The organism is Bradyrhizobium barranii subsp. barranii, assembly GCF_017565645.3.
Classification (GTDB): domain Bacteria; phylum Pseudomonadota; class Alphaproteobacteria; order Rhizobiales; family Xanthobacteraceae; genus Bradyrhizobium; species Bradyrhizobium barranii.
Genome location: NZ_CP086137.1, coordinates 165,601 through 181,112 on the forward strand (window position 1 = coordinate 165,601; position 15,512 = coordinate 181,112).

Annotated in this window: 4 protein-coding genes and 5 pseudogenes; 7 read left to right on the plus strand and 2 right to left on the minus strand. The window is 61.8% G+C overall.

Translation table 11 applies throughout. The annotated features are described in order from the left end of the window. The first annotated feature begins 91 nt into the window (after window positions 1–91). Both J4G43_RS52475 and J4G43_RS52480 read left to right on the plus strand, forming a co-directional pair. Window positions 92–1,373 (plus strand): annotated as a pseudogene (locus tag J4G43_RS52475) (IS256 family transposase). A gap of 849 nt (window positions 1,374–2,222) precedes the next feature. Then, window positions 2,223–2,858, plus strand: a pseudogene (locus J4G43_RS52480) (IS256 family transposase); the annotation flags it as partial. A gap of 231 nt (window positions 2,859–3,089) precedes the next feature. Here the strand turns inward: J4G43_RS52480 and istA (J4G43_RS52485) are convergent. Both istA (J4G43_RS52485) and J4G43_RS52490 read right to left on the minus strand, forming a co-directional pair. Continuing rightward, window positions 3,090–4,052, minus strand: a pseudogene (istA, locus tag J4G43_RS52485) (IS21-like element ISFK1 family transposase); the annotation flags it as partial. A 174-nt stretch (window positions 4,053–4,226) separates the two neighbouring features. Next, a pseudogene (locus tag J4G43_RS52490) lies at window positions 4,227–4,496 on the minus strand (transposase); the annotation flags it as partial. Between the two features lie 717 nt (window positions 4,497–5,213). On the opposite strand from J4G43_RS52490, the pseudogene J4G43_RS52495 reads away from it, so the two are divergent. The 5 genes and pseudogenes from J4G43_RS52495 to J4G43_RS52515 form a co-directional block, all read left to right on the plus strand. Further along, a pseudogene (locus J4G43_RS52495) lies at window positions 5,214–5,945 on the plus strand (IS21 family transposase); the annotation flags it as partial. A 120-nt stretch (window positions 5,946–6,065) separates the two neighbouring features. Then, window positions 6,066–7,607: an IS21-like element ISFK1 family transposase gene (gene istA, locus J4G43_RS52500; RefSeq protein ID WP_208089707.1), complete on the plus strand. Its 1,542-nt coding sequence runs from the start codon at window positions 6,066–6,068 to the stop codon at window positions 7,605–7,607. A gap of 18 nt (window positions 7,608–7,625) precedes the next feature. Then, on the plus strand, window positions 7,626–8,387 hold the full coding sequence (gene istB / locus J4G43_RS52505) for an IS21-like element helper ATPase IstB (RefSeq protein ID WP_208089708.1): 762 nt from the start codon (window positions 7,626–7,628) through the stop codon (window positions 8,385–8,387). A 178-nt stretch (window positions 8,388–8,565) separates the two neighbouring features. After that, the gene (locus J4G43_RS52510; protein WP_180672139.1) at window positions 8,566–13,722 is read left to right on the plus strand and encodes a Ulp1 family isopeptidase; all 5,157 of its coding nucleotides are present in this window, start codon (window positions 8,566–8,568) and stop codon (window positions 13,720–13,722) included. A 458-nt stretch (window positions 13,723–14,180) separates the two neighbouring features. Then, window positions 14,181–15,398, plus strand: coding sequence for an IS110 family RNA-guided transposase (locus tag J4G43_RS52515; protein ID WP_166354296.1), 1,218 nt, complete (start codon window positions 14,181–14,183; stop codon window positions 15,396–15,398). The last annotated feature ends 114 nt before the right edge of the window (window positions 15,399–15,512 follow it).

Below are 15,512 nucleotides of genomic sequence, written 5' to 3' on the forward strand. Positions count from 1 at the left end.
CGCTGAAAGTTGGTGACGGCGGGAATCGGGAAGGCGGCATATCGTGGGGGTGCTTGACGCCTCCACTTCTCCACCGAAGGAGCGATATGCCGTGTCCAACGATAACGTCACCAAGCTGATTCAGCCAGGAGTGTTCGACGACCAACTCACCGAAATCTTGCGTAACGGGGCCCGCGCTCTGTTGGCGCAGGCGGTCGAGGCCGAGGTCGCGGACTTTCTCGGCAAGCATGCCGATGTGAAGACCGAGGACGGCCAGCAGCGTGTGGTCCGCCACGGTCACCTGCCGGAGCGCGAGGTGATGACCGGGATCGGTCCAGTCTCCGTCCGCCAGCCGCGTGTGCGCGATCGCGAGGCCGCCGCCGATCCCGACCGTATCCGGTTCTCGCCATCGGTCGTGCCGCCCTACATGCGGCGGTCGAAGTCGATCGAGACGCTGCTGCCGATCCTCTATTTGAAGGGGATCTCGACCGGCGACTTCTCCGAGGCGCTGGCGGCGCTGCTCGGCAAGGATGCTGCCGGGTTGTCGGCATCCGCCGTTGGTCGCCTGAAGGACGGCTGGCTCGACGAGTACGCCGCGTGGCAAAAGCGCGATCTTTCGGCCAGGCGCTATGTCTACATCTGGGCCGATGGCATCCATCTCGAAGCTCGCCTCGAGGACGAGAAGCAGTGCATCCTGGTGCTGATCGGCGCGACGCCGGAAGGCCGCAAGGAACTGGTCGGCTTCACCGATGGCGCCCGCGAGAGCGCGCACGATTGGCGCGATCTGCTGCTCGATCTGAAGCGGCGTGGGCTCGACGTGTCGCCGCGGCTCGTCATTGCCGACGGCGCGCTCGGGTTCTGGAAGGCCGCCGGTGAGGTCTGGCCGACAACGCGCGAGCAGCGCTGCTGGGTGCACAAGACCACCAACGTGCTCGCCAAGCTGCCAAAGAGCCAGCAGCCGAAAGCCAAACGCGCGCTGCAGGAGATTTGGATGGCGGAGTCCAAGGCCACCGCCGAGCTGGCATTCGACGCCTTCATCGAGAGCTACACACCCAAATACGAAAAGGCGGCCGACTGCCTCGGCAAGGATCGGGACACGCTGCTGGCTTTCTACGACTTCCCCGCCGAGCACTGGAAACACCTGCGGACGACCAATCCCATTGAAAGCACCTTCGCCACCGTGCGCCACCGCACGATCCGATCGAAGGGTTGCCTGTCCAACAGGACGGCGCTCGCGATGGTCTTCAAACTGGCCGAGGCCGCGCAGAAAAGTTGGCGTCGACTCGATGGTCACAACCAGTTGCCAAAACTCGTGCTCGGTGTGACATTCAACGACGGGATTGAGGTCATCGCCAAGCACGGCTGACCGTGAGCCCAAAACCGCCGCCGCCTGACCGGCCCGGCCGTCACCAAAATTTGGCGATAGCTCTGGGTCATGACGATCGCGCTTCACATCCATGATAAAGCCTTATCTCTGCCACTAGCGTGGCACCCCACTTCAACGGCAGGTCGATTGACCGGCCAAGCCCCCACAATCCGCACAGGATCTGCGACGACTAGCGATTAAACTTGGCGGCATGTGATACGCCCGACCGCTTGGCCACCAACTCTGAACATGACTAGAGATACGCCAGCGCATCAGCTAATTGCCTATCTAAGCCAACACTGACATCCTTCCATCGCCGTCAGCTCCTGAGAAAACTAGGTCCGCACCCACTGCTGGCGTCGGATCGCCCCGCTTCAGCTGTAGATTGACGCTCGCCAGCTCGATCTGCCACGAATGGCTCGCGGCACCTCTCACCTGGAACGTGGCGCGCAGCACCTCCTCCTTGGCACCGTTGTGGCCAAGTCATCGCCAGAACTCCAAGCGACATGAGCATGTGAGAGACCTCGCGACGGGTGCGCGCCATGGAAGCGGCAGCATCAGCATGCCATGGACATGGATAAATCGAACAGGGTTGATCTGAACTCTTGGCGGAGTGCAGACCATTGTGATGTGACGCCCACCGTCGCAGCAATCGCCGTGCCAAAGACGTTCTGCAAGCTCTTTCCTAAAGAAAGATCTCGTCGTTTCGCGCCGAACGCGGAAATACTGCTGTCCAATTGTCGATCTTAGGACATTGACGGCTTGAACCGGACGAGCCGGGGATGTCCCGGGTTCTGTTGAATTTCTGAAGAGGTCGGCGTTGCCCACCTTGAGCCGGTAGGCTCGGGGTGCTGATTCCACAAAGGAGAGCAACGCCATGACGAGAGATATCACACCGGCTGGTTGGCCGGCGACCGGGGCTGTGGACGAGGCGTTTGCGGAAGTGCGGGCGAGCTTCGATCGGTTCTGCCTGGCGGCAGGGATCGAGGCGCTCGGCATGATGATGGAGGCGGATGTTGTGGCGGCCTGCGGACCGCGCCACGGTCGCGATGCGGCGCGGCGGGCGCACCGTTGGGACCGAACGCGGGGACGGATTGGTTTCCACGGCGGCAAGATCGAAGTCGAGCGCCCGCGGGTTCGGGGCGTGGACGGCCGCGAGGTCACGATCCCGAGCTGGGAAACGGCGGCGCAGGAGGACTGGCTCGGTCGCTGGGCGATGAACCTGATGCTGATCAATGTGTCGACGCGCCGGTTCGGCCGCGCTGTCCGGCTGCCCGAGGGTGACGTGCCGGCACCGCCCCGATCGGGGGTTTCGAAGTCGGCGGCCTCGCGGAGGTTCGTAGCGCTGTCGGCGGCGCGGCTGGCCGATTTCATGGCTGCCGATCTGTCCGCGCTCGACCTTCTGGTGGTCCAAATCGACGGGCTGCATCTCGGCGACGATCTCGTGCTGGTCGCCGCGATCGGAGTTGACGGCGAAGGCAACAAGCATCCGTTGGCGCTGGTGGAAGATGCTCGTCCGCCGCGATCCCCAGGAGCGTTGTCGTCTCCTTCGAACTGATCAGCTTTCTTCTACCCACCCGCAATCTCCCGCTGCCCTACAGGGACTCATCTCCAATGGGCAAGTGGTTCAGAACTAGCCGCAAGGATGCAACCGGCCAGCCGGTTCTTCTACAGATCTCTCACGAGTGTTCGCACTTCGTTCGATCTTAGCGTGTCTGGAGGAACAGCTCTTGTTCCGACCCCGGGTTAGCTTGGGTTTGTCGAGTTCGGCAAACAGTTCGGCGCGGCTTGAGCCGAAGCCACGCATTTGACGAGCATTGAGTTCGTCGACGAGTGTCTTGATGGCGGCGTTGAGCTCGGCCCGGGAAAAGAAGCGCTGATTGCGCAGCCGGGCCAGAATCCAGCGCTGGGCGATTTGCACCGCGACCTCGACCTTCGCCTTGTCTTTTGGGCGCCGCGGCCGTGCGGCGAGAATGGCCGTGCCGTAATGGCTCGCCATCTCGGCATAAGTGCGATTGAGGCCGGGATCGTAGCGGTCGGGGTTGCTGACGGCGGCTTTGAGGTTGTCGCAGACCACGAACGTCGGCGTTCCGCTCAAAAACGTGAACAAGTTGACGTGGGCCCGGATCCAGTCGGCCAAGCTCTCGCTGGGGCAGGCCTCGGCGTAGGTGTAGTTCGAAGCGCCCATCGCCGCGACGAACAGCTTCATCGGCTGCACTTCCCCGGTCAGCGGATCGACGATGTCGATGGTGTCGCCGGCGAAATCCACGAACACCTTCTCGCCGCCCAGATGAATCTGCCGCATCGAAGGTCGGACCCGCCCCTTCCAGGCCTCGTAGGTAGTGCAGAACCACGTGTACCCGAAACCGTCGGGATTAACGGCGCGATACTCCTCCCAGAGCAGGCGACGGGTTACGTTGCGCCGGCGGAGCTCTTTATCGATGTAGCTCCAGTCGGGCACCGGCCGCTGCGGGCTCTGAGACGCTGGTCGTGGGGCCGGGAAAAGCAAAAGCTCCAGGTCTTCATCGGTCATTCCCTCCGGAAGCGGCCAGCTCAACCCAGCAGAGCGGGCGCGGCTCAGGTAGCTGTGCACAACGCCGTTGCTGACGCCCACGCTCCGCGCGATGGCCCGCTCTGGCAGGCCTTGAAAATGTTTTAACCGAAGGACTTCCTTGATCCGGCGCATCGACAATCTCTGGGTAGGCATTGGACTTCCTCGTTAACCACGAGGTCATCCCTAAGCCGGTTGAGTTGTCGGCCGAAGCGCTGCAAGGCTCCGAAAGCCTTGCTCACGATCCCGCGAAATCGTTGCTCACGATCGTCTGAAATCTCTGCTCACGATCCCCTGAAATCCGCGCTCACGATCCCCCGAAACGCGCAACTGGAAGTACGGATCGTGGACCCAGCGCTCGCACACCCCCTCATCGGACAGGCCGTAGATGTGCTTGAGCAGCAGCAATCCGATCATGAATCGGGTCGCGATACCCGGCCTACCGTTGTCGCTGTAGAGCGGCGCGATCTCGCCGTCGATCCAGTCCCAATCGACCCTGCCGGCGAGCAGAACCAGCTCGTGTCGCATGTTGATGATCTGGTCCAGCCGGGACCGGAACAGATCGTTCGAGCCTGTCGTCCTGTGCTTCTTTGGTCGCATCGGTGCCTCCGATGCAGCACAGAATCACGGTTCGCAGCGGCAGGGAAATCCAAAATCGAAATTGCAGGGTTTTGGGCTGTGAAGCCTCAATCCCCTGCAATCTCAAATGCCGCCACAAGCGGAAAACAGACTCCCAATCAAGTGCTTGGAGGCTTGTTCACGGACAACTATTCAATCACGCGATCGATGCTTTTTGCGCTGCCGGTCGTGCTTGAATCGGCGAAACCGAACCTAAAGGCGATCGAGGGCTCAAAGGATCTCGCCGACTCGCCGCAGAATGTAGCCCGATGATCGCCCGCCCCGTGTGGCCTGCGATTGGCTATTTGCGCATACACCGTATTTTATCGGGGTTTCACTAGGCGTGGAAAACTCTAGGTTGGGTTCGCCGGGGCTGGCGTTTCATTACGAGTAAGATTGCAACCGGCAAGGGGCCGCAGAGATGCGGCCCCTTTTCTGTGTGCCGAGTATGAACGACAGCTTGGAGGTGGAAGTCCTCTACCCAGCCTGATGGTGGCGAAGGGTTAGCGAAGCGCAAGGGCGTCGTCGCAAGACGGGGTCTGAAGAAAGCGTGGAGCAAATCCGCGACCCGATGGACAAGAACCGGATAACGCCCCGTGGGTCGGTCAAAATCCCCCGGGTATGGTCACTTGAAACTCCCCCACCTGATGATCGCCGTCAGCGCCGCTGAACAGCAGTAGCCGGTCAGGCAGGACGTTTATGTTCGACCCCTTTAGCCAGCAAGGGGCCGGGGAGTTGAACGTCTTGAAGCGACATCTGCAAAGCACCGTACTTACATTACTTGATCGCAACACCAGCCAGCGCGAGATTCACCGGCTGACGGGTGTCGATCGCAAGACGATCCGGCGTTATCAGGCGCTGCGGGCTGGTGCGGAGGCAAATTCCCCCGGGGAAGTGACCACCGGCTCGGTGAGCGCGGACGGCCAAATTCCTCCACCCCGACCACCGGCTTTTGGGACATCGGAAGCGACGGTTACCAGCAGCCTGGCCCGTTCGGCTTGCGAAGCGCATCGGACGTGGATCGAAGAACAGGTCCGGCTGAAGCGGAACGCGCAGGCGATTTACCAGGACCTGGTTGATCAATTTGGCTTTCCGTCCAGCTACCAGAGTGTCAAGCGGTTTGTGCGCCGGTTGCGGCACGCTGATCCTGAGCAGTTTGATCGTCTTGAGTTCCTCCCCGGCGAGGAAGCTCAGGTCGACTATGGCGAGGGCGCGCCGACGGTTGATCCGAAGAACGGGCGGTACCGTCGTCCCCGCCTGTTCGTGATGACGCTACGCTACTCGCGGCGCAGCTTCCGGCGGGTAGTCTGGAAGTCCAGCCAACAAGTCTGGGCGCAGCTCCACGAAGAGGCGTTCCGGTATTTTGGCGGGGTCCCCATGCGCGTTTCGGGGGATCGTGAGCGCGGATTTCAGGGGATCGTGAGCAGAGATTTCAGACGATCGTGAGCAACGATTTCGCGGGATCGTGAGCAAGGCTTTCGGAGCCTTGCAGCGCTTCGGCCGACAACTCAACCGGCTTAGGGATGACCTCGTGGTTAACGAGGAAGTCCAATGCCTACCCAGAGATTGTCGATGCGCCGGATCAAGGAAGTCCTTCGGTTAAAACATTTTCAAGGCCTGCCAGAGCGGGCCATCGCGCGGAGCGTGGGCGTCAGCAACGGCGTTGTGCACAGCTACCTGAGCCGCGCCCGCTCTGCTGGGTTGAGCTGGCCGCTTCCGGAGGGAATGACCGATGAAGACCTGGAGCTTTTGCTTTTCCCGGCCCCACGACCAGCGTCTCAGAGCCCGCAGCGGCCGGTGCCCGACTGGAGCTACATCGATAAAGAGCTCCGCCGGCGCAACGTAACCCGTCGCCTGCTCTGGGAGGAGTATCGCGCCGTTAATCCCGACGGTTTCGGGTACACGTGGTTCTGCACTACCTACGAGGCCTGGAAGGGGCGGGTCCGACCTTCGATGCGGCAGATTCATCTGGGCGGCGAGAAGGTGTTCGTGGATTTCGCCGGCGACACCATCGACATCGTCGATCCGCTGACCGGGGAAGTGCAGCCGATGAAGCTGTTCGTCGCGGCGATGGGCGCTTCGAACTACACCTACGCCGAGGCCTGCCCCAGCGAGAGCTTGGCCGACTGGATCCGGGCCCACGTCAACTTGTTCACGTTTTTGAGCGGAACGCCGACGTTCGTGGTCTGCGACAACCTCAAAGCCGCCGTCAGCAACCCCGACCGCTACGATCCCGGCCTCAATCGCACTTATGCCGAGATGGCGAGCCATTACGGCACGGCCATTCTCGCCGCACGGCCGCGGCGCCCAAAAGACAAGGCGAAGGTCGAGGTCGCGGTGCAAATCGCCCAGCGCTGGATTCTGGCCCGGCTGCGCAATCAGCGCTTCTTTTCCCGGGCCGAGCTCAACGCCGCCATCAAGACACTCGTCGACGAACTCAATGCTCGTCAAATGCGTGGCTTCGGCTCAAGCCGCGCCGAACTGTTTGCCGAACTCGACAAACCCAAGCTAACCCCGCTGCCAGATCAGCCTTATGCCTTCGCACGCTGGAAGCGCTGCCGCCTCGCTCCCGATTATCATGTCGAGGTCGACGGCCATTGGTACTCCGCGCCGTATCGTCTGATTGGCGAGCTGGTCGATGCCCGTATCGACGATCGGACGGTCGAGATCTTCCACAAGGGCCAGCGGATCGCCAGCCATGCCCGCGCGCCCAACCGACGCGGACACACCACCATCGCCGACCACATGCCCAGCGCCCATCGCCGCTACGGCAAATGGACCCCCGCCGCGGTGATCGCCGCCGGCGAGCGGATCGGTCCTTCGACAGCAGCGTTTTTCCAGGCCGTGATCGACGCCCGGCCCCATCCAGAACAAGGCTTTCGAACCTGCCTTGGCATTCTGGCGCTCGTCAAAAGCTACGGCGCCGAACGCCTCGACGCAGCCTGCCGGAGGGGCATCCTCATCAAGGCGCGCTCCGTCGCCTCGATTAGATCGATCCTCCAGAACGGCCTCGATCGCACGTTCTTCGACGAATCTTTCGAGCACCAGCCCCTGCGCCACGGCAACATCCGCGGATGCGACTACTTCCACTGAAGCAAGGAGAGACCCGGCATGCTTAACCACCCAACCCACGAACGGCTGATCGAGCTTGGCCTGACCGGAATGGCCAAGGCCTTCGAGGAGCAGCGCCGATCGCCCGATCTCGAAGCCCTGCCGTTCGAAGATCGCATCGGCCTGTTGGTCGACCGCGAAGCCGCCGAACGCGACACCAGGCGGCTCACCACGCGCCTCAAGATCGCCGCACTGCGCCAGACTGCTTGCGTCGAGGACGTCGATCTGCGCACCCCGCGGGGCATCGACCGCGCCGTTTTCGCCAAACTGGTCGAAGGTCGCTGGATCGATCGCCACGAGAATTTGCTCGTCACCGGGGCAACCGGCCTGGGCAAAAGTTGGTTAGCCTGCGCGCTCGGCCACAAGGCCTGCCGCGACAACCGATCAGTCCTCTATCATCGCGTTCCAAGGCTGTTCGAGGCGCTCGCGCGCGCGCGCGGAGACGGACGTTACGCCCGGCTCCTCAAAAGCCTCGGCCGCGCTCAGCTTCTGATTTTGGATGATTGGGGACTATCGGTGCTCACCGCCGCGGAACGCCGCGATCTGCTCGAAATCCTCGAGGACCGCCATGGCCGCGCATCCACCATCGTCACAAGTCAGCTCCCCGTGGACACCTGGCATGGAGCCATTGGGGACCCCACGGTCGCCGACGCCATTCTCGATCGCCTCGTCCACAACGCCCACCGCCTCCAGCTCACCGGAGAAAGCATGCGAAAACGCAGCGCCAAAACCATCACCCTTGACGGCCAACCAGAACACTGACTCTATCTCCCATCGGCCGTAGCGGGCTGCTCACGATCGCGCGAAATCGATGCTCACGATCCGTGAAATCCGCAGATGCTCCCGGTGCGGGTCTATCGAGGGCTGTAAAGGGTGGTTTGTTGCTGATCGCCAGCATGCCAGATCGAAGCCCTGGTTCATATTTTGAAAGTGAGAACGGATGGATTTCCCCTCGACCAAGCGGGTGCGTGAACAATCGGACAGCACGGGCCCGCAAGAGAGCTCACCCGCGGCTCCGTCCGCAGCCGCGGCGACCTTTGAGCGGCAATTGAGCGAGATCGGCAGTTCAGGTGAAGGTGATGGAGCAATGCCGGCCGCCTCGACGCCGCAGCCGGCTCAGTCAAAAGGGATTCTGAGAAGGCTCAGCAAAAGCCCCCTTTATTCCCAGGATGCTCCCCTTATTTTTGGGCTTGAGAAGGCCCTCATCAAGGGCGGGGCCGCCAAAGGCACCGCACAAAATAATCTATATTCTCTTCGCAGCTTTGGCCAGTGGCTCTTCGCAAATAACAAAGATCCCATTGCTGCTCGGCTCGACGACGAAGAGTCGCTGACCGTTGATGCGCGCGTGTTCGAAAAGCGTCCCGCGACACTCCTTAGGGCAATAGACCATCTCAGGACCTCGCGGTCGACGGGCGGAATCGTGCCGATCGCAGGCCGCACTGAGTTGCATCCTTATCCCCAGGACGCAGCTCTGATCGAAGAGTACAAAAACGACGCAGCGACAGATACCGGCAAGAAGGATGCAAGCAAGAATGCAACTGCTCTTCGCAGTTTCAGCGACTACCTGCGTGAAAACAGCAAGAAGGGCATTGCTGCTCGTCTTTCAGACGAGGCGTTGGATGGAGATGTCAAGAGCTATAAGAGGGCCCCCGGTGCTGATTCGAGGATCGGTGCCGCTCTGGCTCATCTCCGAAAATCGCAGGCGGGCGCTAAGGCGATGGAGCTCGAGCGCCATATTGATTCCGAAGACGCGGCCCTGAAGGAGTCGAGGCAGGTCGGCGACGCTGCTGCGCAGCACAGTTCGTCGCAGAAAGCTGGCAGTTGGCCAGAGGAATTGCTTCCTGCGGAAGGCCATGATCAGAATTTGCTTTTGGGTCCGATGGACGAACCCGGCCCGCCGTCCTCGGCGCCGCAACCGGCTCAGTCAACTGGGGTTGCGATAGGGCACAAGAAGCGGCCTCTTCATTCCGAGGATGTTCCCCTTATTGCGGGGTTTGAGGAGGCCCTCCGGAATGGGAGCGCCGCCGAACGCACCGTCCGAAACTATCTATCTTCTCTTCGCAGCTTTGGCCAGAGGCTCTACGCAAATAACAAAAAGAGCATTTTTGCTCGGCTCGACGACGAAGAGTCACTGACCGCTGATGCGCGCGAGTTGTTCGAAAAGCGTCCCGCGACACTCCTTAGGGCAATAGACCATCTCAGGACCTCGCGGTCGACGGGCGGAATCGTGCCGATCGCAGGCCGCACTGAGTTGCATCCTTATCCCCAGGACGCAGCTCTCATCGAAGAGTACAAAAACGAAGCAGCGACAGATACCGGCAAGAAGGAAGAAGCCAGGAGGGATGCAACGGCTCTTCGCAGTTTCAGTGACTACCTGCGTGAAAACAACAAGAAGGGCATTGCTGGTCGGCTTTCAGGCAAGGCGCTGGATGGAGATGTCAAGAGCTATAAGAAGGACGCCGGTGCTGATTCGAGGATCGGTGCCGCTCTGGCTCATCTCCGAAAATCACAGGTGGGCCCTAAAGCGATGGAGCTCGAGCGCCATATTGATCCCGAAGACGCGGCCGTGATGGAGTCGAGACAGGTCGGCGACGCCGCTGCGCAGCACAGTGCGTGGCAGAAAGCTGGCAGTTGGCCAGAGGAATTGCTTCCTGCGGAAGGCCATGATCAGAATTTGCTTTTGGGGCCGATGGACGAACCCGGCGCGTCGTCCTCGGCGCCGCAGCCGGCTCAGTCAACTGGAATTTTGATAGGGCACGACAAGCAGCCTCTTCATACCGAGGATGCTCCCCTTATTTCGGGGCTTGAGGAGGCCCTCCGTAATGGGAACGCCGCCGAACGCACCGCCAGGGGCTATGTACGTACTCTTCTCAGCTTTGGCCACTGGCTCTTCGCAAATAACAAAGATCCCATTGCTGCTCGGCTCGACGACGAAAAGTCACTGACCGCTGATGCGCGCGAGTTCATCGGAAAGGGTAATCCCTTAAGACTTCTTGCGGCGATAGTTCATCTCCGAACCTCGCAGTCGACGGGCGGAGTCGTGCGGATCGCAGGCCGCACTGAGTTGCATCCTTATCCCCAGGACGCGGCTCTCATCGAAGAGTACAAAAACGAAGCAGCGACAGATACCGGCAAGAAGGATGCAAGCAGGAAGGATGCAACTGCTCTTCGCAGTTTCAGCGACTACCTGCGTGACAACAACAGGCCGGGCATTGCTGCTGGGCTCGGCACGTCGTTTGACGGAGATGTCGAGAGCTATAGGAAGGTCGCCGGTGCTGATTCCAGGATTGGCGCCGCACTGGCTCGTCTCCGAAAATCGCAGGCCGGCGCTGAGGCGATGGAGCACGAGCGCCATATTGATCCCGAAGAGGCGGCCCTGAGGGAGTCGAGGCGGGTCGGCGACGCCGCTGCGCAGCACATTGCGTCGCAGAAGGGTGGCAGTTGGCCAGAGGAATTGCTTCCTGCGGAAGGCCATGATCAGGATTTGCTTTTGGGGCTGATGGATGAACCCGGCCCGTCGTCCTCGGCGCCGCAGTCGGCTCAGTCAACTTGGATTGTGATAGGGAAGAGGAAGCAGCCTCTTTATTCCGTGGATGCTCCCCTTATTTCGGGGCTTGAGAGGGCCCTCATCAAGGGCGGGTTCAGCAAATCCGCTGCCGAGCAGCACGGAGGTTCTCTTCGTAGCTTTAGCCGTTGGCTTTTCGCAAAAGAAAAACCGAGCATTCGTGATCGGCTCGACAATAAGTCGCTGACCGATGGCGGTGAGGTGCTCGAGTTCATCGGAGAGGGTAATCCAAAGAGACTCGTTCAGGCAATCGACTATCTCCGGACCTTGCGGTCGACGGGCGAAGTGCCGATCTCACGACGCGCTAAGCTGAATCCTCACCCCCAGAACGTGGCCTTTATCAATCCCGAAGACACGGTACTGATGGAGCCGAGGCGCGTCGACGCCGCCGCTGCGCAGCACAGCGCGTCGCAGGAAACTGGCCGTCGGCCAGAGGAGCTTCCCGCGGAAGGCCGCGATCAGGATTTGCTTTTGGGGCTGATGGACGAACCCCGCTCGTCGTCATCTCTCGAGCCAGCCGCGCGCCATGACCAGGCACCGGATCCCGGAGAGCCCGACCGCCAGCAGTCCCCGGACGAGCCGATGGCTGCGCTTGCCAGGAGCAACCGCCTGCCAAGCGAGGAGGTCCTCATCAACGATGAGCATGACACAGCTGAGTTGAGGCCAGCGAAGAGGCAGAGGACCCTAAACAATCCGCAAGGCGTTGCCGGCGAGCGGCAGCTGAGCGAGATCGCCAATTCAGGCGGCCAGCCGACACCGGCGCCTACCCATCAACAGGGTACGTCGTCATGGGAGACGCAGCCGATGCTGCTGCGAAGCGGCTACGAAGATGTCACGGCGCCGCATTCGGTCGCGACGTACGTCGGGGACGCCGCTGCGCAGCACAGCGCGCGGCAGCGAGCTGTCAGTCGGCCATTGGTCCTCCCGGAAGGTTACGATCAGGATCTGCGCTTAATGGTGGAAGACGGCCCATCGTGGCCCGAGGTTCCTCCTGAGCAGGCGCAGGACATAGTCCAAGCTGGGCAGGAACCTGCCTGGCCGACCGTGGAAGCAGCGCCAACGCACTCTGCCAGGGCTCGCTCAAACACCTACGGCGGTATTGAGGTGTCGTTTAATCCGAATTCGCCCGCATCATTTGAGTTGCGTGACAATGCTTGGAGCCCGGCGCCTGGCTTTCCGCCGCCGTTTGCCGGGCCGGTACCGGGGCATCACCAGGGCGCTCAACAGCTCGGCTCGCCGCAGGGGCTTTCTCCGGTGTCCGCCCACTCGGACGATGACGCTTTGGCGTGGTTGAGCGAGGAGCTTGCGCGGCAGATGCAAGAACCGGCATCACCATCAACTGCCAGGGCTCAGGATCTCTATCGTGGGTTTGAGGCACTGCTTGATCCGGATGCGGCCGAGTTGGATGACAGTGCTCACTTTGCGCCAGCGCCTTCTGCCAGGGCTCGCTCAGACACCTACGGCGGTCTTGAGGTATCGTTTAATCCGAATTCGCCCGCATCATTTGAGTTGCGCGACAATGCTTGGAGCCGGGCGCCTGGCTTTCCGCCGCCGTCTGCCGGGCCGGTACCGGGGCATCACCAGGGCGCTCGACAGCTCGGCTCGCCGCAGGGGCTTTCTCCGGTGTCCGCCCACTCGGACGATGACGCTTTGGCGTGGTTGAGCGAGGAGCTTGCGCGGCAGATGCAAGAACCGGCATCACCATCAACTGCCGGGGCTCAGGATCTCTATCGTGGGTTTGGGGCACTGCTTGATCCGGATGCGGCCGAGTTGGATGACAGTGCTCACTTTGCGCCAGCGCCTTCTGCCAGGGCTCGTTCAGACACCTACGACGGTCTTCCATTGGTTGATCTGACCGCGCCCGCACCGTCCCCATTGCGCGACGATATCGTGCGGCGGTTTCCGATCACCTCCTCCGATGCTCAGATCGGGGCGTTGAATCCGATAGCCTTGTCCCACAACCGCGGGCTGGTGCTCGAGGACACGGAATGGCTGGGCGACGAGCATATCCTCAGGGATTACCAGCTTCAGGAGCTGGATTTGCAGAGGAGCGATTCGGATCTCGCCGCCCGGACGCGGTTCGTAGATCCCCTCGAAGCGCTGCGGCTGCGCCTGGGCGCGGAGAGCGACGTGCTACGCGTATTCCATCGCATCGTCCATGATCGGCGTGATAACGATACAGCCGACTTCCTGTTGCTGCCAGTGAACGATGCCAGTGCTACGGACCGCGGCAGGCATTGGTCGCTGCTGTTCGTTGATCGCAGCAACCGGCAATGGCCTGTCGCCTATCACTACGATTCCTACGGGAGATACAACGAGACGCATGCAAGACAACTCGCAGAAAGGCTGAACATCGCCCTGCAGCCCGCCGGCATGGCCCAGCAGCAGAACACTTATGATTGCGGCGTCTTTGTCGTGGACGGCACGCGGGAGCTGGTTAGGCAATTGGCGCAAGGACGGGAGCCAGACCAGCTGAACCTCAGCAACGTCGTTGCCAATCGGCAGGCACTGCAAGCGCGACTCAGGGGGTGATGTCGCCGTGGGCGGACCCTCGCGGCGCTTCTCTTTGAGCTTGAATGACGGCTGGAAGAAGTTCACCAGCAGGCGCGCCGCGGCGTAGAGACGTGCCATCACGCGGGCCGTCTCGCCCCCGTCGAAGCGCCCGTATCCGACGAGCCGCCGGACCACCGCTTGATCTCGCCGTTGAGGCGCTCGATCGGGTTGGTAACCGGTATGAGATGGCTCGGTGCCAACGTTCCGCTGCGGTGTTCCTACATCGTGGCGTATGGTGCGACCATCGGGACAGAGGCACCGGGAGCACGAAGTGCGGGCAGGCCGATGCACACGATGAGCCGAGAGCTCGAGTTAGTAGCTGGCCGCCTCTGCGACTCGCCCGGTTGCGCCGCGAGCGCGAATCCGTAGTTGTCGTGTCGCCCGCAGCTCCCGTCATGTGTTCGGCAGAGGAGGTGCGAATGCGACGGATAATTGGCATTGATGTCCACCGAACCTTCGGGGAGGTGGTATTTTGGGAGAACGGCAGGCTTCGACATGCGGGGCGCATTGATATGACGCGGACTGCGCTGGAGGGATTTGGCAAAACCCTGCTGGCCGGTGATGAGGTGGTGCTCGAAGCGACTGGTAACAGCTTGGCGGTGTCGCGGGTTCTGGCGCCATTCGTGGCGCGGGGGATCATCGCCAATCCGTTGCAGGTGAAGGCGATCGCCCAGGCTCACGTCAAGACCGACAAGATCGATGCCGGCACGCTCGCCAGTCTGCAGGCGGCGGGATACCTGCCGCAGATCTGGACGCCTGACGCGGAGACCGAGCGCAAGCGTAGGCTGGTGGCGCGGCGCTACCAGGTCGTGCGGCATCGCACGCGGCTCAAGAACGCGGTGCATTCGATCCTGCACGCGCACCTGATCCCGAAGTGCCCGCATGCCGATCTTTTCAACGCCCGCGGCCGGGCATGGTTGGCCGCTCAACAGTTGCCGGACGATGAGCGAGCGGCCATCGACCGGCATGTCCGTGAGCTTGACCGGCTGGCGGAAGACCTGGTCCTGCTCGACCGCGAGATCGCGCGGGACGCAATCGAGGATTTCGCGGTCAACAGATTGATGACGATCACCGGCGTGAACCTGGCGGTCGCCGCCGGCATCGTGGCGGCGATCGGCGACATCAGCTGGTTCAACAGCCCGCAGAAGTTGGTGAGCTATTTCGGGCTGAACCCGCGGGTGCGGCAGTCCGGGTTGGGAGCAGCCCACCACGGCCGTATCAGCAAGATCGGCCGCAGTCATGCGCGCGCCATGCTGGTCGAAGCGGCCTGGGCAGCGGCCAAGGCGCCCGGTCCACTGCATGCTTTTTTCGTACGCATCCGCGCCCGGCGCGGCCATCAGATCGCCGCGGTGGCCGTGGCTCGGAAGCTCACTGTGCTCTGCTGGCACTTGCTGACAAAGGGCGAGGATTACCTGTGGGCGCGCCCGGCGCTGGTCGCCAACAAGACCCGCGCGATGCAACTTCAAGCCGGACATCCACAACAGAAAGGGAGCCGCCGTGGACCAGCCTATGCCTACAACATCAAGTCGCTGCGCGACCGCGAGATGTTGATTGCCGCCCAGGCCGAGCAAAGCTACGAACGATTCGTGTCGCAATGGAAGTCGCGGCACCCAAAAAGTGGCGCGCGAGCGCCTCAGTTCGGCAGGACAAAATAGGCAGTCCGGTGACGCTTGCAGCCGACGCGTCACGCTTCGCCATGAGGTCGCCCGCGCCCAACAACCATAATCGCGGCTGATGGCAAATTCTAGCCAGGAATGCAGTCCCGTTCC